At 66.9% G+C, this 23,587-nt stretch carries 21 protein-coding genes; 9 read left to right on the top strand and 12 right to left on the bottom strand.

Annotated features, from left to right (window positions below; all coding sequences use genetic code 11):
• Positions 1–207 precede the first annotated feature (207 nt).
• The 11 genes from CFK21_RS14730 to gshA form a co-directional block, all read right to left on the bottom strand.
• On the bottom strand, positions 208–1,509 hold the full coding sequence (locus CFK21_RS14730; protein ID WP_096367363.1) for a dihydroorotase: 1,302 nt from the start codon (positions 1,507–1,509) through the stop codon (positions 208–210).
• A complete protein-coding gene (locus CFK21_RS14725) occupies positions 1,509–2,495 on the bottom strand; it encodes an aspartate carbamoyltransferase catalytic subunit (RefSeq protein ID WP_096367362.1) in 987 nt (328 codons plus the stop codon). The genes CFK21_RS14730 and CFK21_RS14725 overlap by 1 nt, the downstream gene beginning before the upstream one ends.
• Positions 2,492–2,995, bottom strand: coding sequence for a bifunctional pyr operon transcriptional regulator/uracil phosphoribosyltransferase PyrR (gene pyrR, locus CFK21_RS14720; RefSeq protein ID WP_096367361.1), 504 nt, complete (start codon positions 2,993–2,995; stop codon positions 2,492–2,494). The genes CFK21_RS14725 and pyrR overlap by 4 nt, the downstream gene beginning before the upstream one ends.
• Positions 2,995–3,408, bottom strand: coding sequence for a Holliday junction resolvase RuvX (gene ruvX / locus CFK21_RS14715; protein WP_096367360.1), 414 nt, complete (start codon positions 3,406–3,408; stop codon positions 2,995–2,997). Before ruvX ends, pyrR begins: the two co-directional genes overlap by 1 nt.
• A complete protein-coding gene (locus CFK21_RS14710; RefSeq protein WP_096367359.1) occupies positions 3,401–3,964 on the bottom strand; it encodes a YqgE/AlgH family protein in 564 nt (187 codons plus the stop codon). Before CFK21_RS14710 ends, ruvX begins: the two co-directional genes overlap by 8 nt.
• Before the next feature lie 155 nt (positions 3,965–4,119).
• Positions 4,120–4,968, bottom strand: coding sequence for an energy transducer TonB (locus tag CFK21_RS14705; RefSeq protein ID WP_096367358.1), 849 nt, complete (start codon positions 4,966–4,968; stop codon positions 4,120–4,122).
• Positions 4,965–5,513 carry a Gx transporter family protein gene (locus CFK21_RS14700; RefSeq protein WP_096367357.1) on the bottom strand — a complete coding sequence of 183 codons (549 nt, stop codon included), beginning with the start codon at positions 5,511–5,513 and terminating at the stop codon, positions 4,965–4,967. The genes CFK21_RS14705 and CFK21_RS14700 overlap by 4 nt, the downstream gene beginning before the upstream one ends.
• Positions 5,514–5,516: 3 nt before the next feature.
• The gene (locus CFK21_RS14695; RefSeq protein ID WP_096367356.1) at positions 5,517–5,882 is read right to left on the bottom strand and encodes a NusG domain II-containing protein; all 366 of its coding nucleotides are present in this window, start codon (positions 5,880–5,882) and stop codon (positions 5,517–5,519) included.
• Positions 5,882–6,931 (bottom strand): FAD:protein FMN transferase, encoded by a 1,050-nt coding sequence (locus CFK21_RS14690; protein ID WP_096367355.1) that lies wholly within the window; start codon positions 6,929–6,931, stop codon positions 5,882–5,884. The genes CFK21_RS14695 and CFK21_RS14690 overlap by 1 nt, the downstream gene beginning before the upstream one ends.
• Positions 6,921–7,871: a glutathione synthase gene (gene gshB / locus CFK21_RS14685; protein ID WP_096367354.1), complete on the bottom strand. Its 951-nt coding sequence runs from the start codon at positions 7,869–7,871 to the stop codon at positions 6,921–6,923. Before gshB ends, CFK21_RS14690 begins: the two co-directional genes overlap by 11 nt.
• A complete protein-coding gene (gshA, locus tag CFK21_RS14680) occupies positions 7,868–9,196 on the bottom strand; it encodes a glutamate--cysteine ligase (RefSeq protein WP_096367353.1) in 1,329 nt (442 codons plus the stop codon). The genes gshB and gshA overlap by 4 nt, the downstream gene beginning before the upstream one ends.
• Positions 9,197–9,510: 314 nt before the next feature.
• Between gshA and CFK21_RS14675 the strand changes: the two genes are divergently transcribed.
• From CFK21_RS14675 to CFK21_RS14635, 9 genes are all read left to right on the top strand, one after another.
• A complete protein-coding gene (locus CFK21_RS14675) occupies positions 9,511–9,867 on the top strand; it encodes a response regulator (RefSeq protein WP_096367643.1) in 357 nt (118 codons plus the stop codon).
• Positions 9,868–10,031: 164 nt separating this feature from the next.
• Positions 10,032–10,397: a twitching motility response regulator PilH gene (gene pilH, locus CFK21_RS14670; RefSeq protein ID WP_096367352.1), complete on the top strand. Its 366-nt coding sequence runs from the start codon at positions 10,032–10,034 to the stop codon at positions 10,395–10,397.
• 26 nt (positions 10,398–10,423) lie between these two features.
• The gene (locus CFK21_RS14665) at positions 10,424–10,972 is read left to right on the top strand and encodes a chemotaxis protein CheW (protein ID WP_096367351.1); all 549 of its coding nucleotides are present in this window, start codon (positions 10,424–10,426) and stop codon (positions 10,970–10,972) included.
• A gap of 89 nt (positions 10,973–11,061) precedes the next feature.
• Positions 11,062–13,083 carry a methyl-accepting chemotaxis protein gene (locus CFK21_RS14660; protein WP_096367350.1) on the top strand — a complete coding sequence of 674 codons (2,022 nt, stop codon included), beginning with the start codon at positions 11,062–11,064 and terminating at the stop codon, positions 13,081–13,083.
• Between the two features lie 42 nt (positions 13,084–13,125).
• Positions 13,126–14,007, top strand: coding sequence for a CheR family methyltransferase (locus tag CFK21_RS14655; RefSeq protein WP_096367642.1), 882 nt, complete (start codon positions 13,126–13,128; stop codon positions 14,005–14,007).
• Entirely contained in the window at positions 14,008–19,635 is a 5,628-nt protein-coding gene (locus tag CFK21_RS14650; protein WP_096367349.1) for a hybrid sensor histidine kinase/response regulator, read from the top strand.
• Positions 19,628–20,665 (top strand): chemotaxis protein CheB, encoded by a 1,038-nt coding sequence (locus CFK21_RS14645; RefSeq protein WP_096367348.1) that lies wholly within the window; start codon positions 19,628–19,630, stop codon positions 20,663–20,665. Before CFK21_RS14650 ends, CFK21_RS14645 begins: the two co-directional genes overlap by 8 nt.
• A 17-nt stretch (positions 20,666–20,682) precedes the next feature.
• A complete protein-coding gene (locus CFK21_RS14640) occupies positions 20,683–21,156 on the top strand; it encodes a chemotaxis protein CheW (protein WP_096367347.1) in 474 nt (157 codons plus the stop codon).
• Positions 21,157–21,550: 394 nt separating this feature from the next.
• Positions 21,551–23,002 carry an SLC13 family permease gene (locus CFK21_RS14635; protein WP_096367346.1) on the top strand — a complete coding sequence of 484 codons (1,452 nt, stop codon included), beginning with the start codon at positions 21,551–21,553 and terminating at the stop codon, positions 23,000–23,002.
• Between the two features lie 41 nt (positions 23,003–23,043).
• On the opposite strand, the gene CFK21_RS14630 is transcribed toward CFK21_RS14635, so the two are convergent.
• Entirely contained in the window at positions 23,044–23,421 is a 378-nt protein-coding gene (locus CFK21_RS14630) for a hypothetical protein (RefSeq protein ID WP_096367345.1), read from the bottom strand.
• Between the last annotated feature and the right edge of the window lie 166 nt (positions 23,422–23,587).

The raw sequence follows: 23,587 nt of genomic DNA, 5'->3' as shown, positions 1-23,587 counted from the left end.
AACACTTGGAAAACGGTTATCCACCGCTTTCGGAAGCCGATGATCCGTCATTGCGATGCCCAGACCCGAAGGGTGGGGTGCCCATGATGAAACCCGGAGGGCTTCTATGGGTGCGAAGGGGTGGGCGTAGCGAATAATCCCTACAGGTTGGTGCTGCATTACGAGATTGCCGCGCTGCGCTCGCAATGACGCGTAAAAAAGTGGTCGCTAGCGCTCGAACACCCGCCGTCCGCCCAGCAGGGTGTGCATGACCCGCCCCTTCACTTCCCAGCCCATGAAGGGCGTGTTGTGGCCCTGGCTGAGCAGGCTGGCGGGCGCGATGCGCCAGGTTGCCTCGGGGTCGAACAGGGTGATGTCGGCCGCCGCCCCCGGGTTCAGGGTGCCGGTGCCCTGTTCGAACAGCCCCAGGATACGGGCCGGGCCGGCAGTCAGGCGCTCGATGACCTCGGGCAGGGTCAGCAGCTTGTCCTCGACCAGCCGCAGTGCCAGCGGCAGCAGGGTGTCGAGGCCGGAGATGCCGGGCTCGGTGGCCGGGAAGGGGTTGAGCTTGGCATCGGCCTCGTGCGGCTGGTGGTCGCTGCACAGGGCCGACAGGGTGCCGCGGGCCAGGCCGGCGCGCAGGCCCTCACGGTCGCGCTGGGTGCGCAGCGGCGGGTAGACATGGAACTGGCTGTCGAAGTCGGCGATGTCCAGCTCGGTGAAATACAGATACGGGATGGCCGCGTCGGCCGTGACCGGCACGCCGTCGTACTGGGCACGGGCGATCATCTGCACCGAGCGGCTGTGGGTCAGGCGACAGAAGTGCGCCCGCACCCCGGTGTGTTCGATCAGGGCCAGGTCCCGGGCCACGGCGGCGGTCTCGGCCGCGGCCGGGATGCCGGGCAGACCCAGGCGGGTGGCGACGGCGCCCTCATGGGCGACGCCGCCGTTGGCCAGCCAGTACTCCTCCGGATGGATGAATACGGTCAGGTCGAAGGTGGCGGCGTATTCGAACGCCCGCCGCACCACGGCGGTATGCAGGATCGGCGACTGGGCGTTGCTCACACCGCGGCAGCCGGCCTCCTTGAGGGCGGCCATCTCGGTCAGATGCTCGCCGGCCAGCCCCTGGGTCAGCGCCCCCAGGGTGACGACGCGGGCATGGCCGGCGCGTTCGGCGCGCTGGCGGATGAGTTCCACCACGGCCGGGGTGTCGATGATGGGGTCGGTGGTCGGCGGACAGCACAGGGTGGTGATGCCGCCGGCGGCCGCCGCGCGGGTCTCCGAGGCGATAGTGGCCTTGTTCTCGTGGCCCGGCTCACGCAGGTGCGCGGCCAGTTCCACCAGACCGGGGCAGACGACCAGGCCGCGGGCGTCGATCTCCAGTTCCGGCTTGAAGTCGTCGGGTACGGCTTCGCCCACGCCGGTGATGCGCCCGGCGGCGACGGCGACGTCGACCTCGGCGTCGAGGTGGTTGGCCGGGTCGATGACGCGGCCGCCGCGGATCAGTATGCGGGGTTTCCTGGCCGCCATCAGTGCCTGTCCCCGGCCTCGGCTTCGCCGTGGGCGCGCATGGTCATGGACATGACCGCCATGCGCACGGCAATGCCGTGGGTGACCTGCTCCAGGATCACCGAACGCGGGCCGTCGGCGACCTGGGAGTCCATCTCCACCCCGCGGTTGATCGGCCCCGGATGCATCACGGTGACGTCCGGATCGGCCACCGCCAGGCGCTGCTCGGTCAGACCGAACAGCCGGAAGTATTCGTGTTCGCTCGGCAGCATCGCGCCCTGCATGCGTTCGCGCTGCAGCCGCAGCATGATGATCACATCCACGTCGCGGATGCCGGCTTCCAGGTCGTGATAGACCTGTACCCCGAGGGCTTCGGCATCCACCGGGATCAGCGTCTTGGGTGCGACGATGCGCACCTCGCCGGTGTTGAGCGTGTTCAGCGCATGGATCTGCGAGCGGGCCACGCGCGAGTGCATGACATCGCCGACGATGGCCACCCGCAGCCGGCCGAAATCCGGACCCTTCACCCGACGGATGGTGAACATGTCCAGCATCGCCTGGGTGGGGTGGGCGTGACGGCCGTCACCGGCGTTGAGCACGCTGATGTGCGGGGCCACATGGCGGGCGAAGAAGTGGGCCGCGCCGCTGTCGGCGTGGCGCACCACGAACATGTCCACGTGCATGGCCTCCAGGTTGCGCAGGGTGTCGAGCAGGGTCTCGCCCTTCACCGCGCTGGAGGCGTCGATGTTGATGTTGAGCACGTCCGCCGACAGGCGCTTGGCCGCCAGTTCGAAGGTGGTGCGGGTGCGGGTGCTGGCCTCGAAGAACAGGTTGACGATGGTCTTGCCGCGCAGCAGCGGTACCTTCTTCACCTGCTGGGCGGTCACGCCGGCGAAGGATTCGGCGGTGTCCAGTATCTCGGTGAGAATGGAATGCGAAAGCCCCTCGATGGTGAGGAAGTGGCGCAGCCGGCCCTGATCGTCGACTTGCAGGTTGGTGCCGCTCATGCCGCCTCGTGAATCTCCAGTATCAGGGGCTCGGGCCCGGTGAGCTTGACGTGTTCGCCCAGGTTGAGCTTGAGCCGGGTGCCGACCACGTCGGCCTCGATCGGCAGCTCGCGCCCGCCGCGCTCGACCAGCACCGCCAGGATCACCGAGGCCGGGCGGCCATAGTCGAAGATCTCGTTCATGGCCGCGCGGATGGTGCGCCCCGTGTGCAGCACATCATCGACCAGGATGATGTGGCGGTCGTCGACCTGGAACGGGATGTCCGACGGCTTGACCTGGGGGTGCAGGCCGATGCGGGTGAAATCGTCGCGGTAGAAGGTGATGTCCAGGCTGCCCAGCGGCTGTTCCAGCCCCAGCGCACGATGCAGCTCGCTTGCCACCCAGACCCCGCCGGTATGGATGCCGACCATGGCCGGATCCTCCACGCCGCGGCGCTGGAGCAGGGCGCTGAGATCCCCGGCCATCTGGGCCAGCAGGGGTTCGACAGGGGTCTGGGTCATCAGTGTTCCTTATGTTCGTCCAGCCAGTCCTGCAGGATGATGCGTGCCGACTGGGCATCGATGTCTGCGTCATTGCCGGTCTCGAGCCGACGCGCCGCCTGCGAGCTCAGGCGCTCGTCCATCAGGTGCACCGGCAGCCCGAAGCGCCCGTGCAGCCGGCGGGCGAAACGCTCGGCCGCGGCCGTGGTCGCGCTGGTATCGCCGGTGAGATACAGCGGCCGGCCCACCACCAGGGCCTGGGGCCGCCACTCGTCCAGCAGGGCGGCGACCCGGCCCCAGTCCGGCTGACCGTCGCGGGCGGGGAGCGATTGTAACGCACGCGCCGTCCCTGTCACCGTCTGGCCGACGGCGACACCGATTTTTTTCCTGCCGTGATCGAAGCCGAGCAGGGTGGCCGCTGCGGCCTCAGGCATGCCCGGCGTCGCCCGAGAGCAGCTTGACGTCCACCCCGATCAGGGCCGCCGCCGCCTCCCAGCGTTTCTCCACCGGGGTATCGAAGATCACCCGCGGGTCGGCCGGGCCGCTGAGCCAGGCGTTTTCCGCCATCTCGTGCTCGAGCTGGCCGGCGCCCCAGCCGGCGTAGCCCAGGGCGACCAGCGCCCGGCTCGGCCCCCGGCCTTCGGCCATGGCGGCCAGGATGTCCTGGGAGGCGGTCACGCCGGTGTCCTCGGTCACCTGCATGGTCGCCTCCCACTGGCCCAGCGGCTGGTGCAGGATGAAGCCGCGCTCGGGCTGGACCGGCCCGCCCTGGTAGACCGGCAGGTCGGCGATGAAGGGGTCGCTGGCTTCCAGCTGCATGTGCTCGAACACGTCGTCCAGGCGCATGTCCAGCGGCCGGTTGATCACCAGGCCCATGGCGCCGTCGGCGTCGTGCTCGCAGATATAGGTGACGGTATGGAAAAAGTTCGGGTCCGCCAGGCCGGGCATGGCGATGAGGAAGTGGTTGGCCAGGTAGGGGGATTCCGCCATGGGCCCTAGTATCGGCGAGCCCGCCGGGCGGTGCAAGGGATCGCGCGGCAGGAACGCAGAGGACGCAGAGGACGCAGAGGCGCAGAGGCATAAGACCATAAAAATCTCTGCGTCTCCGAGCCTTTGCGTCCTCTGCGTTATCGCCGCCGCGGCTGCTACCTCCCCTGCGTCTGCAGGCCGCTGCTGAGGAATTCCCAGGTGCGGGTGATGTAGAGCAGATCGGTGTCCTTTCTGATGTCGTCCGGCAGCGGCGGGAAGGGCGCGGCCAGTTCCACGATGCGGATGGCGGCGTCATCGAGCACCTGATGGCCGGAGGACTTGAGCAGAGTGATGCCGTGGATGCTGCCGTCGGGCTTGAGTGCGACCTGCAGCAGCAGCTTGCCCGACACGCCCTGGCGCCGGGCGGCGTCGGGGTAGTTGAGGTTGCCCACCCGCTCGACCTTGCGCACCCAGTCGCTCATGTAGCTGGCGTACTTGTACTCGCGGGTGCTGGCCGAGACGAAGGTCTTGCGCGGGCGCTCCGAATAGGCCTGCAGCGACTGCCTGATCTGCTGGTCCAGGTTGGCCAGTTCCATGCTGTGCTCGATCAGTTCGCTGGCGCTGGGCCGGGGCGCCTCGGGCCTGGGCTCGGCCTCGCTGGGGGCGACCCGGGTCGGGGATTCGGCCTGGGTCATGACCTGCGGCTGCTCGGGGGCCGGCTCCGGCGGCGGGGCGCTGGCCTGCTGCGCCGGCTGCGGCGGCGTGGGTTCGACCCGCTCATCCACGTTGCCGGTGCCGGTCTGGCTGTGTTCGGCCAGGTAGTCGGCCTCTTCGGGCGTTTCGGTGTTCTGACGCGGCAGCAGGGCGATATCCAGCGGCGGCGGGGCCTCGCGGACGGCGTCGGGCTCGAAGGTGAAGGACACGCCCAGCAGCAGCAGGGCGTGCAGCGCGCCGGCCAGCAGCAGGGCGACGATCAGTGGATCGCCCTGGTACTGCGGCCGGTTGCCGAGGATGTTCTGGCTCATGTCCTTGATGCGGTTTCCTGCTGGGGCGCGTGAGCCCGGTCCATACCCTGTAGTGCCAGGCTGGCGATTATACCGTTGAGGATGCCGAAGATCAGGGCGGCTGTCAGCAGGGGCGGATACAGGTGCCACAGGCCCGGGTGCGGAATGAACAGGGCATAGGCCAGGGCGAACTGGCCGCTGATGTGTCCGAGGGAGGCGAGCAGGCTCAGGCCGAGCGGGCCCAGCCAGCGCCGCGCCAGACCCCGGCCCAGACCGAGCGCGAGCAGACTGGCCAGCGCCCCGGCCAGGCTGAGCATGAAGGTGGGGGTGAGGAAGGTCCCCAGCAGCAGGCTGCCGACCAGCACCCGCAGCAGGCTGACCCAGACCGCCGCGCCCCAGCCGAAGACCAGCAGCGCCAGCAGAGTGACCAGGTTGGCCAGCCCCGGCTTGAGCCCCGGTACCGGACTGGGGATGGCCGCCTCGAGGACATGGATGGCGATGGCCAGCGCGGCCAGCCAGGCGATGCGATGATCCTCGGGGCGGGTGATGACGGTCTCGACGGGCATGGGTCAGAGATTGATCGCGTCATAGCGCCGGTCGCGGCCCTGCAGGTGCAGGCTGATCCGGTTGGGCAGGCAGGCGGCGACCATGCCGCCCTGATCGATCCAGCCGGTATGCACGCAGCGTTTGCTCTCGCAGGGCGAGTCCAGGAAGCGGGCGCGGCCGGGGGCCAGCGCGATCCGGCTGGTCCCGATACTGCCCTCGACCTCCAGGGTCCGCGCCTCGATCAGCGGCAGGCTGGCCTGGTGGCGGCCGTCGACCCAGATCTCCAGGCTGGCGGCCTGTTCGGTCTGCCAGAAATGGATATAGCTCCAGCCGACCAGGCCGACGGCCAGCACCAGCACCAGCAGATCGGCGGGGCGGACTGCGCGCATCAGGGCAACTCCTGCAGCACAACGACCGGCTCGACCTCGGTTTCGAAACGGATGCGTTCGGCCATGGCCGGTGTCATTTCCACCGTCCCATCCGCACGCACCCGCAACACCCGCTCGATGCCCATGTCCGCGGCGGTTCGTGGCCAGGCATCGCCGGCCACGAACAGGGCGGTGGCGGCGGCATCGGCCGTGGCGGCCTCGCTGTGGATGACCGTGAGCGATGCGGTGTCGCGCGCCGGGTAGCCGCTGCGTGGATCGATAATATGATGATAGCGCTTGCCCTCGAACTCGAAATAGCGCTCATAGTCCCCCGAGGTAAAGATGCTCTCGTCGTTCCGGGTCGCGATCGAGGCCAGCACGCCCGGCGCGCGCGGGTGGCGAATGCCGATGCGCCAGGGCCGATCGCGCGCGCCGATGGCGCGCAGGTCGCCGCCGGCGTTGACGATGGCGTTGTCGATGCCGGCCGCGCGCAAGGCGGCGATGGCACGGTCGACGGCCACTCCCTTGGCGAAGGCGCCGAGATCGAGTTGCAGGCGCGGGTTGTCGCTGTGGGCCTGGCCGTTTTCCAGTGCCAGATCGGTCATGCGCGGGCGCCCGGCGAGCCAGGCCGCGATGGTGTCGTTGTCCGGAACGCTGTCGGGCAGATCGTTGCTGTGAAAGCCCCACAGGGCCATAAGACCGCCAATGGCGGGTTCGAACAGGCCGTTGCTGCTGCGGTTCAGCGCGCGGGCCTGCTTGAGCACCGCCATCAGTTCGGCGGGAACCGGGGCGTGTTCCCCCCGCTGCAGGGCGGTGTTGAGCGCGGTCAGCCGGCTGTCCTCCCAGGCGTGCCAGTCGTGGTGCAGGCGATGAAAGTCGCGCTCGATCGCCGCCAGCACCGGATCGGCCTGTTCAGCTTCCGCGCCGTAAAGGGTGATGTCGATGATGGTGCCCAGGGCGATGAAGCGGCGCTCGAGCAGGGGCGATTCGGCCGGCTGGCAGCCGGTCAGCAGCAGCGTGGCCAGCAGCAGGCCCAGGACGGCAATCCGTTTGTGCAGTTCAGCGGTCATGGAGTTTACCTTGCAGACAGTCCATCAGTTCGCCAGCGATATCCAGACCGTATTCCCGGTCCAGCTCGCGGATGCAGGTCGGGCTGGTGACATTGACCTCGGTGAGGTAGTCGCCGATCACGTCCAGGCCGACGAAATACAGGCCCTTCTCGCGCAGCGCCGGCGCGACCTGGGCGCAGATCCAGCGGTCGCGCTCGGTCAGTTCCACCCCGACCCCGCGTCCGCCCACGGCCAGGTTGCCGCGGGTCTCGCCCGCGGGCGGGATACGGGCCAGGGCATAGGGTACCGGCTCGCCGTCGATGAGCAGGATGCGCTTGTCGCCGTCGCGGATTTCGGGGATGAAGCGCTGCGCCATGACCGACGTGCGGCCCAGATCGGTGAGGGATTCGAGGATGACGCTGGTGTTGGGGTCGTCCAGGCGCACCCGGAAGATGGAGCTGCCGCCCATCGAGTACAGGGGTTTGAGGATGGCGTCCTGCTGCTCGACGATGAACTCGCGCAGCCGGACCGGGTCGCGGCTGACCAGCGTCGGCACGCAGCACTGTGGGAACCAGGCGGTGTAGAGCTTTTCATTGACATCGCGCAGGCTGGCCGGGCGGTTGGCCACCAGCACGCCGGCCGCCTCGGCGCGTTCCAGGATATAGGTGGTGGCGAAGTACTCCAGATCGACCGGCGGGTCCTTGCGCATCAGCAGGATGTCGAGTTCCTCCAGCGGCCGGGTCTGCGGCGGCGCCAGGTCGAACCAGTCGTCGGGGTCGTCCCGGACCTCGAGCCCGCGCATCCGGGCCCAGGGGCGGCCGTCGCGCAGGAACAGGTCGGCCTGTTCGAAATAGAGGACCTCCCAGTGCCGCGCCCGGGCGGCGAGCAGCATGGTGAAGGTGCTGTCCTTTTTGATGTTGATGGAGCCGATGGGATCCATCAGCACGCCCAGGCGGGTCATGCCTGGGCCTCGGCCGCGCCCTCGGCCAGTTCCTCGCGGTGGTCGGCCAGCTCGCGGGCGGCGGCCAGCAGGGCCAGCCGGGCGATCACGCCGTAGGCATAGAAGCGGTTGGGTTCGGCGTCCGGGGCCTGGTTGGTGTCAGGATTGATGCAGGACTCGACGAAGGCCAGCGGCTCGAACTGCATCCCCGGCGCATTGAGGTTCTCGTGTACCCCGCGGCCCTTGTGCACCCGGTAGAAACCGCCGACCACGAAGTGATCGATCATGTAGACCACCGGTTCGGCCACGGCCTCCTCCGCGCCCCAGGTCTCGAAGGTGTAGACCCCTTCCTGGAGCAGGAACTTGCTCACGCTCGCGCCGCCTTTCATCGATCCCATCTTGTTGCGCTGCTTGCGGTTGAGACTGCGCAGTTCATCGACGCTGGTGACCGACATGATGGCCATGCCGTAGGTGCCGGCATCGGCCTTGATCACCACGAAGGGCTCGCGGTCGATGTCGTATTCGTCGTATTTCCTCTGGATATCCTCCAGCAGCCTGCCGGCGTTGATGAGCAGGCATTCCTCGCCCTCGCGCTTCTGGAAGTTCAGCTCGCCGCAGTTGCGGAACATGGGATTGATCAGCCAGGGGTCGATGTCGAGCATCCTGGCGAATTCGGTGGCCACCTCGTGGTAGTGGGTGAAATGGCCGGATTTCAGGCGTACGGTCCAGCCCAGGTCCGGCGGCGGGATCACCATCTGCTCCAGGTCGCGCAGCTTCTCCGGGTGGCCGCCGATCAGGTCGTTGTTCAGCAGCACCATGCAGGGGTCGAAGCCCTCCAGGTACACCCGGTTGCCGCGGCGCTGGATCGGCTCCAGGGTCAGCTGGCCGCCGGAGGGCAGGTCCAGGGTCAGCGGCGCGTCCAGATCCTCGCGGGTGGAGCCGATGCGCACCTGGTAGCCGGCCTTGAGGATGATGTCGCGCAGGGTGGCCACGCTTTCCAGGTAGAAGAGGTTGCGGGTGTGCTCCTCCGGCACCAGCAGGATGTTGCTGGCGGTCTCGCAGATGTGCTCCATCTTGGTCTGAAAAGCCTGGATGCATAGCGGCAGGAAGGCGGGGTTGAGGTTGTTGAACCCGGCCGGGAACAGGTTGGTGTCCACCGGGGCCAGCTTGAAGCCGGCGTTGCGCAGATCCACCGAGGCGTACAGGGGTGCGGGGGTCTCGCGCCACTGGGCCCGCAGCCACGCCTCGATGCGCGACTGCTGCTCCAGCAGATGGCTCTCGATCTGCTGCAGGGGGCCGGTCAGGGCCGTGGTCAGGTGCGGCACGTGGGGATGGTCTGAGGTCATAAAGTTTGCTGCCGGGTGGACGCTACAGGAGACAGGTAACGGCGTAATAGTAATGGAATTCAGCGTTCCGACGCCAATACCGGCGTCGGAGGGATGACCCGATATGCCGTTGGACTGCACTGTCCGGTGCGGGTTCAGTCCCCCGCTGCAGGGGTGGGGCGAACACGCAACTAATGGAAAGTCGTAGATTTTTGTGCTAACTGTATGGGGCGCGGCCGGTTCGCGCCCATAACACTACAAGGAACCAGTCAGTGGGGGGATACGCTGTGGAGAGTGCAGCCCAACAGATCGATACGCTCGAAGGCCTGCGGGTGATGGTGATTGACGACAGCAAGACCATCCGCCGCACCGCCGAGACCCTTCTCAAGAAAGCCGGTTGCGAGGTCATCACGGCCACCGACGGCTTCGAGGCCCTTTCCAAGATCGCCGATCACAAGCCCGATATCATTTTCGTCGACATCATGATGCCGCGCCTTGACGGCTATCAGACCTGTGCCCTGATCAAGCACAACCAGGCCTTCAAGGGCACGCCCGTGATCATGCTTTCCAGCAAGGACGGCCTGTTCGACCGGGCACGGGGCCGGATCGTGGGATCGGAGCAGTATGTCACCAAGCCCTTTTCCAAGGAGGAACTGCTGGGTGCGATCCGGGACCACGTCGTCCGCGATTGATCCTGCCTCTCCCGCGGTCTGCCGGGGGAGCGCCGTTCCCCAACCATCCGCCACGGGTCGCCGAGGGTCTGACCTAAACCTTCCGTGTCCGCGGGCGATAACAGGTACCAGGACGTGCCGGAAATAAAACAGCGCGCCAACCAGTTGATGAAAGGAGACGTTACATGGCTCGTATTCTGATTGTGGATGATTCTCCCACGGAAATGCATGTGCTCAAGAGCATGGTGGAGAAGAATGGCCACGAGACCCTGACCGCCGGTTCCGGCGAGGAAGGCATCGAGGTCGCCAAGGCGGAGAAGCCCGATCTGGTGCTGATGGATGTGGTGATGCCCGGACTGAACGGTTTCCAGGCCACCCGTCAGCTGACCAAGGGCGCGGAGACGGCGGATATCCCGGTGATCATCTGCACTACCAAGGATCAGGAAACCGACCGCGTCTGGGGCATGCGCCAGGGCGCGAAGGACTACATCACCAAGCCGGTGACCGAGGCCGATCTGGTCAGCAAGATCAATACCGTGCTCGGCGCCTGACAGGGACGTACGGACAGGGAGGTGTCATGAGCCAGACCCCTGATAACAAGGACCCGGTCCACATTCTCTTCGATCTGGAACGGCGGCTGCGCCGCGCGGCCCGGCCGCTGCCCAGTGAAGTCGAACTGCGCGAGGATTGGGTCGGCATCGGTTTCCGCCTCGGCGGACATCGTTTCGTCTCGCCGCTGGGCGAGGTGACCGAGATACTCACCCCCACCGATTATTCCAAGGTGCCTGGCGCCAAGAACTGGGTGCAGGGCATCGCCAATGTGCGCGGCAATCTGCTGCCGATCATGGATCTGCAGGGATTTCTGCACGGCCACAGAGCCGCCGCCACCCGCCGCAGCCGCGTGCTGGTGATCAACCATGCCGGCGTACACTCCGGGCTGGTGGTCGACGAGGTGCTGGGGCTGAAGCATTTCATGCCGGAAGACCAGACTCCCGAGCCGCCGACCGACGATGCCGCCATCCAACCCTACCTGGACGGCGGTTTCCGTATCGGCGATGAACACTGGGGCGTATTCAGCATGCGGCGGCTGGCGGAAACTCCGCAGTTCCTGCAGGCGGCACTGTGAACAAAGGGATTTAACAACAACGCGGCTTTGCGCAACCAAAGACCAACCATCAACCAGGATACTGGTTTATCGAGGGCAGGAGAGGAACCATGAGTACTCAAACTTCAACGGACCGGCAGGGGCAGGGAAAGATGGTACGCAATCTTATCCTGCTGTTGCTCGCCTCGGTGCTGGCCATGGCGGCGATCTTCGTCTACACCGCCCGTCAGGCGGCATTCGACAAGGAACGTATCGGTTATACCAGTGAACAGCAGGTGCTGTCGCAGCAGATCGCCAAGTACGCCCTGGAGGCGGCTTCGGGCGGCGAGGAGGCCTTCGATCAGGTGGTGATGAACCGGGATCGCTTCGATCAGACCCTGAAGGTGCTGCGCAACGGCAACGTCAATTCCGGGCTGCCGCCGACCGCTGAGGAATCCGTCGCCCACGAGGAACTGGTGGCGGTGGAGCGCAAGTGGAACGAGTTCCGCGGCACCGTCAATACGGTGCTCGAGGGCGAGGAACTGGTGCTGGCGGTCAAGGAGACGGCGGCGGTGATCAACGAGTTCATGCCGCAGCTGCTGGCCCACTACGAGGACGTGGTGCGGGTGCTGGTCGATCGCAACGCCGGCCAGGAGGCCGTGCGCGTGGCCAGCCGCCAGCTGATGCTGTCCCAGCGCATCGTCAACAATCTGAACAAGGTGCTGGCCGGTGAGGATGCCGAGGCCGCCACCGAACAGTTCGCCCAGGATACCGAGGAATTCGGCATGGTGCTGGAAGACCAGATCCGCGGCGGCGAGAACGCTCCGCAGATCCAGGACCCCGAGGCCCAGGCCAAGCTGCGTGAGATCGCCATGCTGTTCAGCTCGGTCAGCGACTATGTCGGCGAGATGCTGGACAACGCCGACGCCCTGATGGGGGTGCAGGCCGCGGCCAGCGCCGCTTCGGATCAGTCCGATCAGCTGTTCGCCGCCTCCGCCAATCTGCAGTCGGCCTACTCGCTGGCACCGACCCAGCGACCGATCAAGGTGCATCATGCCTACATGTTCGGCGGTCTGGCCCTGATCTTCCTGATCTGGCTGGGCTGGTCGCTCAAGCGTGACGCCGACCGCCGCAGTCAGGCTGCCGAGGAGACCAACAAGAAGAACCAGGAGGCCATCCTGCGGCTGCTCGACGAAATGGGCAACCTGGCCGACGGCGATCTGAGCAGCTACGCCACGGTGACCGAGGACTTCACCGGCGCCATCGCCGACTCCATCAACTTCACCATCGACGCCCTGCGCGAGGTGGTCACCACCATCAACAGTGCATCGGGTCAGGTGACCTCGGCGGCCGAGCAGACCAAGACCACCGCCATGAACCTGTCCGAGGCCAGTGAGCACCAGGCCCAGGAGATCACCTCGGCGGTAACCGCCATCAACGAGATGGCCGTGTCCATCGACGAGGTGTCCAGGAACGCCAAGGAATCGTCCGAGGTGTCGCAGAAATCGGTGGAGATCGCCAACAAGGGCGGCAAGGCCGTGCGCCGTACCATCGAGGGTATGGACCAGATCCGCGAGCACATCCAGGAGACCTCCAAGCGCATCAAGCGCCTGGGCGAGTCCTCCCAGGAGATCGGCGACATCGTGGAACTGATCAACGACATCGCCGAACAGACCAACATCCTCGCGCTCAATGCCGCCATCCAGGCCGCCATGGCCGGCGAGGCCGGCCGTGGTTTCGCGGTGGTGGCCGACGAGGTGCAGCGTCTGGCCGAGCGTTCCTCCAACGCCACCAAGCAGATCGAGGCGCTGGTGAAGACCATCCAGACCGACACCAACGAGGCCGTGATCTCCATGGAGCAGAGCACCTCGGGTGTGGTCACGGGTGCCCACCTGGCCGAGGACGCCGGCGACGCACTGGAGGAGATCGTCAGCGTGTCCGAGAGCCTGGCCGGTCTGATCGAGAACATATCGAACTCCGCGGCCCAGCAGTCCAAGGCGGCCAGCAACATCACCGAGACGATGAACGTCATCCAGGAGATCACCACCCAGACCAACACCGGCACCAACGAGACGGCGGCCTCCATCGGCAACCTGACCGAACTGGCGTCGGATCTGCAGCGGTCGGTGTCCGGCTTCAAGCTGCCGGAATAAGTCCGGCCCGATGCCGACGGATGGGGGACGATGACGGTGCAGATGCCGAGCCAGAAACTGCCGCTCCAGGCGCGGCGCGGGTGGCTGCCGGATCTCAGCGATGCCGAGTTCGGCCGGTGGCGTGAGCTGCTGGAGGCGCGGGCCGGCATCCGCCTGAGTCCGCAGCGCAAGCCGCTGTTCCTGTCCGGGCTGCGCGCCCGGATGCGCGAGGTCGGCTGCGAGGACTACCAGGCCTACTACGAACAGCTGAGCCAACGCGACAGCGTGCCGGAGTGGGCCATCCTCATCGACCGGCTGACGGTGCACGAGACGCGGTTTTTCCGCGATCCCGATGCGCTGCGCCTGATCGAGACACGGCTGCTGCCCGGGTTCGTGCAGGACGCCAGCCGCAGCCTGCAGGCCTGGAGCCTGGGCTGTGCCAGCGGCGAGGAGGCCTATTCCCTGGCTATGCTGCTGGATCAGGCGCTGCCCGCCGGCTCCGCGCCCCGCTTCGGCATCACCGCCACCGACATCAGCCGTCCGGCGCTGGCCGCGGCCCGGCAGGGCGAGTATGCCCGGCGTCGCCTGGACGGCATCCCGCAGACCTACCGTCAGCATTACTGTGAGACCGTCTCGGAACAGCGGTTCCGCATTACACCGCGGCTGCGCCGACGGATCTGCTTCTCGCCGCTCGGCATCGCCGACCTGGAGCGCTTCCCGCTGGACGGTTTCGATCTTGTCTATTGCCAGAACGTGCTGATCTATTTCGACCGCAGCGAGCGTCACGGCATCCTCGACCGCCTGGCCGACCGGCTGGCACCGGGCGGCATGCTGGTGCTCGCGCCGGGGGATGTACTGCACTGGTCGCATCCGCAGCTGGAACGGGTCCGCTGCGAAGGCACGCTGGCTTATCAACGCCGGGTTGACCCGGAGGTAAGGGATTAAATGAGTGGAGCCATGGATTTCAGTACGCTCAAGTGGGTGAAATCGGAACTGGACGAAACCCTCAGGCAGGCCCGGCAGGCGCTGGAGGCCTTCGTCGAGGACCCGGAGGACGACTCCCAGCTGCGCTTCTGTTCGGCCCACCTGCATCAGGTCTCCGGCACCCTGCAGATGGTCGAGCTCTACGGCGCCAGCATGCTGGCCGAGGAAATGGAGCAGCTGCTGCTGGCCCTGCAGAAAGGCAACATCGCGCAGAAGGACGAGGCCCTGGAGCTGCTGATGCGCGGCATCCTGCAGCTGCCCGATTATCTCGACCGGTTGATTGCCGGCTACCAGGACATCCCGCTGGTGCTGCTGCCCCTGCTCAACGACCTGCGGGCCGTGCAGGGCGAGAGCCTGGTGTCCGAGAATGCCCTGTTCTCCCCCGACATCGATGCCGTGCTGCCGCAATCGGCCCTGGCCGAGACCGAGGACGCGGCCCTGGACGAACTGGCCCGCGGCCAGCGGCATGCCTACCAGGTTGCCCTGCTGGGCTGGTTCCGCGGCCGTGACGTGGCCGCCAGCCTGGAGCAGATGGAAACCGTGCTGGCCCGCCTGCAGGCGGCCAGCACCGGCCCGCAGGCCCGCCGCCTGTGGTGGATCGCCCGCGGCCTGGTCCAGTCGCTGCGCGCGGACCGGCTCGAGACCAGCATGGCGACCAAGCTGCTGCTGGGTCAGGTCGACCGCCAGATCAAGCGGGTGATCGACGGCGGCGAGGCCGTGCTGCAGCAGGAACCGCCGGTGGAACTGCTGAAGAACCTGCTGTTCTACGTTGCCCGCGCCGAGGAGGCCGCCGGCATGGCAGCCGAGATCCAGGCGACCTACCGCCTGGCAGACCTGCTGCCGGACGAGGAGCAGATGGAGCAGGCGCGCCAGAGCCTGAGCGGTCATAACATGGAGTTGATGGCCACGGTCACCGCCGCCATCAAGGAGGACCTGGCCCGGATCAAGGACGCACTGGATGTCTGTCTGCGCAGCAGCGAGCGTGATCCGGCCGCCCTGGTCCCGGCCGCCGAAACCCTCGACCGGGTCGGCGACACCCTGGGTATGCTCGGCATGGGCGCGCTGCGCAAGCAGATCGTCGAGCAGGCCGGCATGATGCATGCCATGGTCGACGGTAGTCGCGAGATCGAAGACGACCTGCTGATGCAGGCGGCCAGCGCCGTGCTCTACGTGGAGTCATCGCTCGACGGGCTGCTCCACGGTGATGTGCGTCAGGCGGATTTCGCCGACGAGTCCCGGCAGATCGAAGCCATGGTGCCGGAGAGCGAGTTCAATCAGGTGCGCGGGGTGGTGGCCGAGGAGGCCATTCGAGATGTCGCGCGGGCCAAGGACAGCATCCTGCAGTACATCGAGACCCCGGACAATTTCGCCCTGCTCGAACCCGTGCCGGCGCTGTTCAACCAGATCAAGGGCAGCCTGCTGCTGCTCAATGAAAGCCATGCGGCCGGGCTGCTGGCGCAGGTGGCGGATTTCGTGGATGAGCAGATGCTGGCGCAGCAGCGCCGGCTGTCCGAGACCGAACTGGATCAGCTGGCCGATGCCATCTCCAGCATCGAGTATTTCCTCGAAAACCTGCAGGAACGCAAGGTCTTCAGCGCTTCCATCCTGGACGTGGCCCGCGACAGCCTGAGGCAGCTGACCGGTGCCGGGCCGGCTGCAGACAGCCCGGTCCCGGCCGCCGATGTTGGCTCCGAACCCGAGTCGATGGCCGCCCCCGGCTTCTCCGGGGATGACGCCACGCTTCAGAGCGAAGACGAAGATGTAATCGAGATCGCCGCGCCGGAAGCGACAGCGCAGGACGAGTTGCCGGCTGCGACTGCGGACGATTTCGAGGTGATCGAACTGGAATCCTCGGAAACCAGCGAGGTCGAGGCCTTCGATGCCGACCTGATGGATAGCGATGCACTCGAGACCATCGAAATCGAGCTGCCCGCCGAGACGCCCGAAGCCGAGCCCGTCACGCTCGCTGGCGATGACGCGCAGACCGCTGTCGAGCCGCCGGCGGAAGCAGTACCCGCGCCGCAGGCGCAGGAACTGCCCTATCCCGTGCTCGAAGGCGGTGAGATCGACGACGAGATCCTCGAGATCTTCATCGAGGAGGCGACCGAGGAGGTCGCCGCCATCGGCGAGCGGCTGCCGCGCTGGCTGGACAACCCCGAGGAGCAGGAGGCCCTGACCGAGATCCGCCGCTCCTTCCATACCCTCAAGGGCAGCGGCCGGCTGGTCGGCGCCATGCTGATCGGCGAGTTCGCCTGGGCCTTCGAGAACATGCTCAACCGTCTGATCGACGGCACCATCGAACGCAGCGACGCGATGTGCCGGCTGCTCGCCGCCGCCGGCCGGACCCTGCCCGAACTGGTGGCCCAGATCCAGGGCGAGGGCGGCCCGAGTCTCGACATCAATGCCATGATGCAGGCCGCCGAGGCCCTGTCCCGGGGCGAAACACCGGCGCCCGAGGACTTTGAGGCGCCGGCGGCATCGGCGGCGCCTGCCGTCGAGGCGGCAGAGTCGGAGCCGGCCGTGGAGCCGGGTGTCGCCATCGAGTCCGAATCCGGGATCGAAGTGACGCTCGAGGCCGAACCGACGGCGCCCGCCATCGACCCGGTGCTGTTCGAGATCTTCGACAACGAGGCCCGGGATCATCTCGCCAGCATTCGCGCCTTCCTCGAGTCGGCCGCGGCGAACGGCGACAGCAGTGTCACCGACGAGTTGATCCGTGCCGTGCACACCCTGCATGGCAGTGCCCACATGGCCGGTGCGACCCGCGTCGCCGCCATCGCCGCCGAGATGGAGCGCTATACCAAGGCGCTGATGCAGGCGGGGATGCAGATTCCCGAACCCGGCCGCGCGTCCCTGGCCCATGCGGTGGATAGGGTCGAGAGCCTGATTCCGCTGCTGCAGCAGACCGGGGCCGCACTGCCCGAGACGGACGAACTGATCGCGAGCCTGCGTGCCCTGCCGCGCGAGGCGGAGCAGCTGCAGGCGCAGGGTGTGCCGGTGGCCACTCCGGGCAGCAGCCATCCCTGGACGCCCGAGGAGGAAGCCGCCGTCCCGGCCGCGGAGACGGAGGCGGATACGGTCATCGAAATCGAGGCCGGCGCGCCCGAGCCCGAAGTGGAACTCGAACCCGCACCCGCACCCGCGCCCGAAGCCGCCGAGGCCGAACCCGAAGTGGAAATCGCCGGCGAATCCGAGACCGAGACCGAAGCAGACCAGGAACTGATCGATATCTTCCTCGAGGAGGGTGACGAGATCCTGGACAACGCCGAGCAGGTGCTGCAGCAGTGGATCCGTCAGCCCGAGGATGCCGAACTGATGGCCGCCATGCAGCGCGATCTGCACACCCTCAAGGGCGGTGCCCGGATGGCGAACCTCGCGCCCATCGGTGACCTGACCCATCATCTGGAATCCCTGATGATCGCCGCCGGCGATGGCCAGGTCGCGCCCTCGCAGGATCTGTTCGATCTGATGCAGCTGTCACAGGATCGGCTGGTGCAGATGCTGGAAGCGGTCAAGGCCGGCAACCCGGTGCCCGCCGGCGAGGACCTGATCGACCGCATCGAGCGTATCCGCAAGGGTGAGGCCGGGGCCGGGATCGAGACGACGGCATCGCCCGAGCCGGCATCCGCACCGGCGGACGTTCCGGCGCCCGCCGCCGAGGCCGAGGGCGTGGAGGTCGTGCCGATCCCGCCGGTCGAGGAACTGCCCCGGGCTCAGCCCGAGCGCCAGGAGCGCACCCAGCAGGAACTGGTGCGCATCCGTGCCGACCTGCTCGACGACATGGTCAACCATGCCGGTGAGATCAGCATCTACCGCTCGCGCCTGGAGCAGCAGGTCGGCGCCTTCCGGTTCAACCTGTTTGAGTTGAGCCAGACGGTCGACCGCATGCGCGAGCAGCTGCGCAAGATGGAGATCGAGACCGAGGCCCAGGTGCTGTCGCGCTACGAGCGCGAGTATGCCGAGAGTGAGGAGTACGACGCGGACTTCGATCCGCTGGAGATGGACCGATACTCCACCCTGCAGACCCTGTCGCGTTCGATGATGGAATCGATCAGCGACATGGTCAGCCTGCAGAGCCTGCTGGACAACATCACCCGCGAATCCGAGACCCTGCTGCTGCAGCAGTCGCGCGTGAACACCGATCTGTCCGAGGGGCTGATGCGCACCCGCATGGTGCCCTTCTCCGGCCTGGCCCCGCGTCTGCGGCGTATCGTGCGCCAGGTATGCCAGGAGGTGGGCAAGCGCGCCGAGCTGGAGATCGAGGGGGCCGAGAGCGAGATGGACCGCACCGTCATCGACCGCATCGTCGCCCCGCTCGAGCACATGCTGCGCAACGCCATTGCCCACGGCATCGAGGCGCCGGAGCAGCGGCGCGAGCAGGGCAAGCCCGAGGCCGGCAGCATCCGCCTGACGCTGCGCCGCGAAGGCTCCGAGGTGGTCATCCGCCTGTCCGATGACGGCGCCGGCATGAACATCGAGGCCATCCGCGCCAAGGCGCTGGAGCGCGGCTTCATCACACCCGATACCGATTTCACCGACAACGAGATCATGCAGTTCGTGCTGGAGACCGGCTTTTCCACTGCCAGCGAGGTCACTCAGGTGGCCGGGCGCGGCGTGGGGATGGACGTGGTCAACAGCGAGGTCAAGCAGCTGGGCGGCTCGCTGCACATCGATTCGGCCGCCGGTCAGGGCACCAGTTTCACTGTCCGGCTGCCCTTCACCCTGGCCATGAGCCAGGCGCTGCTGGTGCAGGTGCATGAGGAAACCTACGCCATTCCGCTGACCGGCATCGAAGGCATCGTGCGCATGCCGCAGGAGCAGCTGGAAGCGCATTACGCCGATCCGGAGAAGAAGTTCAGCTATGCCGGCTACGACTATGATGTGCGCTACCTGGGCAGCATGCTGGGGACCGGCGAGCCGACGCTCGGCGTCGCCGGCCAGCCCAGGCGCCTGCCGGTGCTGCTGGTGCGCACGGGCGATCACCACATGGCGTTGCAGGTCGACGCCCTGCTGGGCAGCCGCGAAACGGTGGTCAAGTCGGTCGGCCCCCAGATCAGCACGGTGCGCGGCATTTCCGGTGCCACCATTCTCGGCGACGGCCGGGTGGTGTTGATCCTGGATCTGGGCGGGCTGCTGCGCGCCGGCGAGATCACCACCCATCTGGGCGGCGAGACAGCGGCACCGGCGCCGGCGGCAGAGGTCGATCGCGCCCTGCATGTGATGGTGGTCGATGACTCCATCACCGTGCGCAAGGTCACCACCCGCCTGCTGGAGCGCAACGAGATGGAGGTGAGCACGGCCAAGGACGGGGTCGATGCCGTCGCCAGGCTGCAGGAACACATCCCGGACGTCATGCTGCTGGATATCGAGATGCCGCGCATGGACGGTTTCGAACTGGCCACCCACATCCGCAACGAGCCGCGGCTGCAGCACATCCCGATCATCATGATCACCTCGCGCACCGGCGAGAAGCACCGCCAGCGCGCCATGGACATCGGGGTCGACTTCTACCTGGGCAAGCCCTATCAGGAGCAGCAGCTGCTCGATACCATCCGCCAGGTGATACAGGACCGGCAGGCGCATGCCTGACCAGGGGGAGACCGAACTGCGGGTCGGGCTGATCACCGGGCAGGAGAGGCAGGAGCGCTACCTGCGCGAACTGCTCGAGGCCAACGGCCTCAACGTGGTGACGGGCTTTCAGACCGGCGCGATCGATATCGAAGCGGTCCGCGCCAGTCCGGCCGATGCCCTGGTCATCCTGATCAACGGCGAGGCCGAACAGGCCATTGACGAACTCGAACTGCTGATCGAGGAAGTCGAGGTGCCGTTGCTGTTTCATGAGGGGGCGGTGCCGCGCGACCCGGGCTGGGGCGGCAAGCTGCGCGCCAAGCTGGAACGACTGGTGCGGCGCGAACCGCGTCAGGTGTCTGCCGAACCCGTGCTCAAACCGGTTGCCGGTGATGCCGGGACCACGGCCGATGCCACGCCGGCACCCCTGCAGATCGTCGCCTCGCAGGAACAGCGGCGTCCCCGGGCCGTTGCGGTCTGGGTGCTGGGCGCCTCGCTGGGCGGCCCCCAGGCGGTGCGGTCCTTCCTCGCCGCCCTGGACGGCAAACCGCCGTCGGTGGGACTGGTGCTGGCGCAGCACATCGGCGATGCCTTCGTGCCGCTGCTGGCTGAGCAGCTGCAGCGCATGACCGGCATCCCGGTGGCCGTGGCTCGCGAAGGCAGCCCGATCCTGACCGGCCAGGTCACGCTGGTACCGGTCGACCGGCGCTTCACCCTGACCGATCAGGGTCTGATCGCCCTGACCGGGGAGGTCATTCCCGGCACTTACCGCCCCTGCATCGATGACGTCATGGAACAGGTGGTGGGGTATTACAAGCACAGTACCTGCGCCGTCGTCTTCAGCGGTATGGGCGATGACGGCAGCCGCGGCGCGGGTGCCATCGTCCGTGCCGGCGGTACAGTTTTCGCCCAGTCCGCCGACACTTGTGTCATAAGCAGCATGCCGGATGCCGTGCGCCGCAGCACCACGGTGGGCGAATCCGCTGCGCCCGAGGCGCTGACGCGGCGCATGCTGGACTGGATCGCCGATCGCAGGCAGTCCGACAACTAGGCCCTGGAGGTCACGCCATGGACGTCGTACAGGACAAGGTTCGCAGTCTTCTGGTCCCGTTGCGGGACCGTACCCTGCTGGTCCCCAATATCGCCATCGCCGAACTGATCCCCTGGCAGGACCTGGCGCCGGTCGATAGCGCCCCCGACTGGCTGATGGGGATTCTGAACTGGCGCGGGTACGAACTGCCGGTGATCTCCTTCGAGGCCGTGCGCGGCGATGCCCGGCCCGCGACCGATGACCAGACGCATATCGCAGTGATGAATTCGGTCAGGGGCGAGCAGGGTGTGCCCTTCTATGCGCTGGTCACCGCCGGCATCCCCCACCTGGCGCGCCTGGGCGAGGGCGAGTTGCAGCATACCGGCGCCTTCGACGGTGTTGCGGCCAGCGGCGAACTGGCGCGGGTGCAGTTCGACAACCAGCGCGCCATCATCCCCGACCTGGATGCGCTGGAGGCGCTGGCGGCGGACTACGTCCGCCAGGTCGCCTGATCCGGCCGTCTACGCGGCAAAAAGGGGTCGGTGACAAAAGAGAGTAATTCGTATCATTATTTGTCACCGACCCCTTTTCTCGGACCCCTTTTCTCGCTTTTCTCGCCGACCCCTTTTCTCGGCCTTTTCTCCCTTTTCTCCGTCATTGCGAGGAACGAAGTGACGTGGCAATCTCCTGCTGCAGGATCAACCGGTTGGAGATTGCCACGCTCCTCCCTTAGAATCCCTTCGGGCTTCATTATGGGTACCCCATCCTTCGGGTCCGGGCACCGCAATGACGCTCAAGTAAGTGCCATTCGTCGCCCTGTTTTCCGTCTTTTCCTTTTGCTGCATTGCTGACCGGCTGACATCCGCGTAGATTGCCCCGGATCGTGATCGGGCTCCGGATTTCTCTATGACGCCTTCTCCACAACCCTGGCGCCAGCGCCTGGGCCTGTTTCTGGGGCCGGGGCTGTTCCTGTTCATGGCATTGATGGAAACGCCGGCCGGGATCTCTGCAGTTGCCTGGCAGGTGGCCGCGCTCACTGCCCTGATGGCGGTCTGGTGGGTGACAGAGGCCGTGCCCATCCCGGTGACGGCGTTGCTGCCGGTGGCGCTGTTGCCCCTGCTGGGCATGATGGATATCGCCGATGCCGCCGCGCCCTATGCCAATCCGCTGATCTTCCTGTTCCTGGGCGGGTTCATGATCGCGGCCGCCCTGCAGCGCTGGAACCTGCACCGGCGCATCGCCCTGCACATCCTGGGGCTGACCGGCCATGGCCTGGACCGGCTGGTGGCCGGTTTCATGACCGCCACCGCGGCACTCAGCATGTGGGTGAGCAATACCGCCACGGCGGCGCTGATGCTGCCGATCGGGGTTTCGGTGCTGGTGTTGCTGGAGGAGCAGGAGGTGGCCCCGGAGCACGGCCGCAACTTCGCCCGCGCCCTGCTGCTGGGCATCGCTTTCGGCGCCAACATCGGCGGCATGGCCACCCTCATCGGCACTCCGCCCAACGCCCTGCTGGCCGGTTATCTGGCCGAACAGTACGGGGTGCAGGTCGGCTTCGTGCAGTGGATGGCGGTGGGGCTGCCCGCCGCCCTGATCCTGCTGCTGGCCTGCTGGTGGGTGCTGTGTCGCCGGGTCTTTCCCCTGCCGTCGCGGCGTATCGAGGGGATCGAGGATCTGATCGCCCGCCAGCAAGCCGCGCTGGGTGGGATGACCGTGCCCGAACGCCGGGTGGCGCTGGTATTCGCCGCCGTCGCCCTGGCCTGGCTCGGCCGGCCCCTGCTGGAGACGGCACTGCCGGGTGCCGGGTTGAGCGACCCGGGGATCGCCGTACTGGGAGCGCTGCTGTTGTTCCTGATTCCCGCCGGCGGCGGGTTCAGGGGCGGGCTGCTGCAGTGGGAGGCGACCGCCCAACTGCCCTGGGGCGTGCTGGTACTGGTCGGCGGCGGGCTCAGTCTGGGCACGGCGATCAGCAGCAGCGGCCTGTCCGGCGCGGTGGTGGTCGGTCTGGGCGATCTGGGGGGCTGGCCGGTATGGGCGGTGATCGGTCTGGTGGCCCTGGTGGCCATGCTGCTCAGTCATGTCACCAGCAACACTGCCACCGCTGCCACCCTGCTACCTCTGGCCGCGGCACTGGCGTTGAGCCTCGGCCAATCCCCCCTGCTGCTGACCGTCCCCGTGGCGCTGGCGGCCTCCTGCGCCTTCATGCTCCCGGTGGCCACGCCGCCCAATGCCATCGTGTTCGGCAGTGGGCGGCTCGAGGTGCCCGACATGGTGCGGGCCGGCTGGCAGCTGAGCCTGCTGGCGCTGGCGGTGGTGACCCTGGTGGTGCTGACGCTGGTGGAAGCTGTGCTGAGTTGAGCGTTTGCAGGGAGCGCCGCAAGGGAGGCTTGAGATGCAACTCAGGGCAGGGCCTGGCCGCCGATTCTCAGGCGGGTGCCGGTATAGCGTTCGGCCTGCTCCTCGTCGAGCATGGCCAGTTTGCTGATGACCACGGCCGGGCCGGGATCGATGACGGAGCGGGTCTGGGAATCGTGCAGGCTTTCGCCTTCGGCATCCAGGAATTGCAGGGTCAGGGTGGCGTAATGGGATTGGTCGCAGCGGTTTCTGACCCTGGCCTGCCACTCGATTTCCACGATGCCGTAACCCTCGTCCGGTTCGCCCACGCTGTATTCGATCAGCTCGATGCAGTCCTCGGTCGGTGTCTCCCCGGCCAGGCTGAGGCCCGGGACGGCAGCGCTGGCAATCATGCCCAGCACCAGCAGCAGATCGGCTTTCATAATCACTCCATCCTTTCGTCTGGCCCGTTGATTGCAGCTTCCATGCCACGGGCTGTCCGGCGGACGCCGGTCTTGTCCCGGGCTGGGTGTGATATTCAGTTCATATTGAGAATAGACGAGAATTCAATAAATTGAATTCAATACCCGGGGTCATGCCGGGGTTGTC

This window comes from Thiohalobacter thiocyanaticus (assembly GCF_002356355.1).
In the GTDB taxonomy this organism is placed as follows: domain Bacteria; phylum Pseudomonadota; class Gammaproteobacteria; order Thiohalobacterales; family Thiohalobacteraceae; genus Thiohalobacter; species Thiohalobacter thiocyanaticus_A.
This window is presented reverse-complemented; position numbering and strand designations above follow the sequence as displayed.

Bases quoted from the DNA above. Each gene is read 5' to 3' on its own strand.
- CFK21_RS14730 (WP_096367363.1), bottom strand. From the start codon at position 1,509: ATGGCGGCCAGGAAACCCCGCATACTGATCCGCGGCGGCCGCGTCATC.
- CFK21_RS14725 (WP_096367362.1), bottom strand. From the start codon at position 2,495: ATGAGCGGCACCAACCTGCAAGTCGACGATCAGGGCCGGCTGCGCCAC.
- pyrR (WP_096367361.1), bottom strand. From the start codon at position 2,995: ATGACCCAGACCCCTGTCGAACCCCTGCTGGCCCAGATGGCCGGGGAT.
- ruvX (WP_096367360.1), bottom strand. From the start codon at position 3,408: ATGCCTGAGGCCGCAGCGGCCACCCTGCTCGGCTTCGATCACGGCAGG.
- CFK21_RS14710 (WP_096367359.1), bottom strand. From the start codon at position 3,964: ATGGCGGAATCCCCCTACCTGGCCAACCACTTCCTCATCGCCATGCCC.
- CFK21_RS14705 (WP_096367358.1), bottom strand. From the start codon at position 4,968: ATGAGCCAGAACATCCTCGGCAACCGGCCGCAGTACCAGGGCGATCCA.
- CFK21_RS14700 (WP_096367357.1), bottom strand. From the start codon at position 5,513: ATGCCCGTCGAGACCGTCATCACCCGCCCCGAGGATCATCGCATCGCC.
- CFK21_RS14695 (WP_096367356.1), bottom strand. From the start codon at position 5,882: ATGCGCGCAGTCCGCCCCGCCGATCTGCTGGTGCTGGTGCTGGCCGTC.
- CFK21_RS14690 (WP_096367355.1), bottom strand. From the start codon at position 6,931: ATGACCGCTGAACTGCACAAACGGATTGCCGTCCTGGGCCTGCTGCTG.
- gshB (WP_096367354.1), bottom strand. From the start codon at position 7,871: ATGACCCGCCTGGGCGTGCTGATGGATCCCATCGGCTCCATCAACATC.
- gshA (WP_096367353.1), bottom strand. From the start codon at position 9,196: ATGACCTCAGACCATCCCCACGTGCCGCACCTGACCACGGCCCTGACC.
- CFK21_RS14675 (WP_096367643.1), top strand. From the start codon at position 9,511: ATGGTGATTGACGACAGCAAGACCATCCGCCGCACCGCCGAGACCCTT.
- pilH (WP_096367352.1), top strand. From the start codon at position 10,032: ATGGCTCGTATTCTGATTGTGGATGATTCTCCCACGGAAATGCATGTG.
- CFK21_RS14665 (WP_096367351.1), top strand. From the start codon at position 10,424: ATGAGCCAGACCCCTGATAACAAGGACCCGGTCCACATTCTCTTCGAT.
- CFK21_RS14660 (WP_096367350.1), top strand. From the start codon at position 11,062: ATGAGTACTCAAACTTCAACGGACCGGCAGGGGCAGGGAAAGATGGTA.
- CFK21_RS14655 (WP_096367642.1), top strand. From the start codon at position 13,126: ATGCCGAGCCAGAAACTGCCGCTCCAGGCGCGGCGCGGGTGGCTGCCG.
- CFK21_RS14650 (WP_096367349.1), top strand. From the start codon at position 14,008: ATGAGTGGAGCCATGGATTTCAGTACGCTCAAGTGGGTGAAATCGGAA.
- CFK21_RS14645 (WP_096367348.1), top strand. From the start codon at position 19,628: ATGCCTGACCAGGGGGAGACCGAACTGCGGGTCGGGCTGATCACCGGG.
- CFK21_RS14640 (WP_096367347.1), top strand. From the start codon at position 20,683: ATGGACGTCGTACAGGACAAGGTTCGCAGTCTTCTGGTCCCGTTGCGG.
- CFK21_RS14635 (WP_096367346.1), top strand. From the start codon at position 21,551: ATGACGCCTTCTCCACAACCCTGGCGCCAGCGCCTGGGCCTGTTTCTG.
- CFK21_RS14630 (WP_096367345.1), bottom strand. From the start codon at position 23,421: ATGAAAGCCGATCTGCTGCTGGTGCTGGGCATGATTGCCAGCGCTGCC.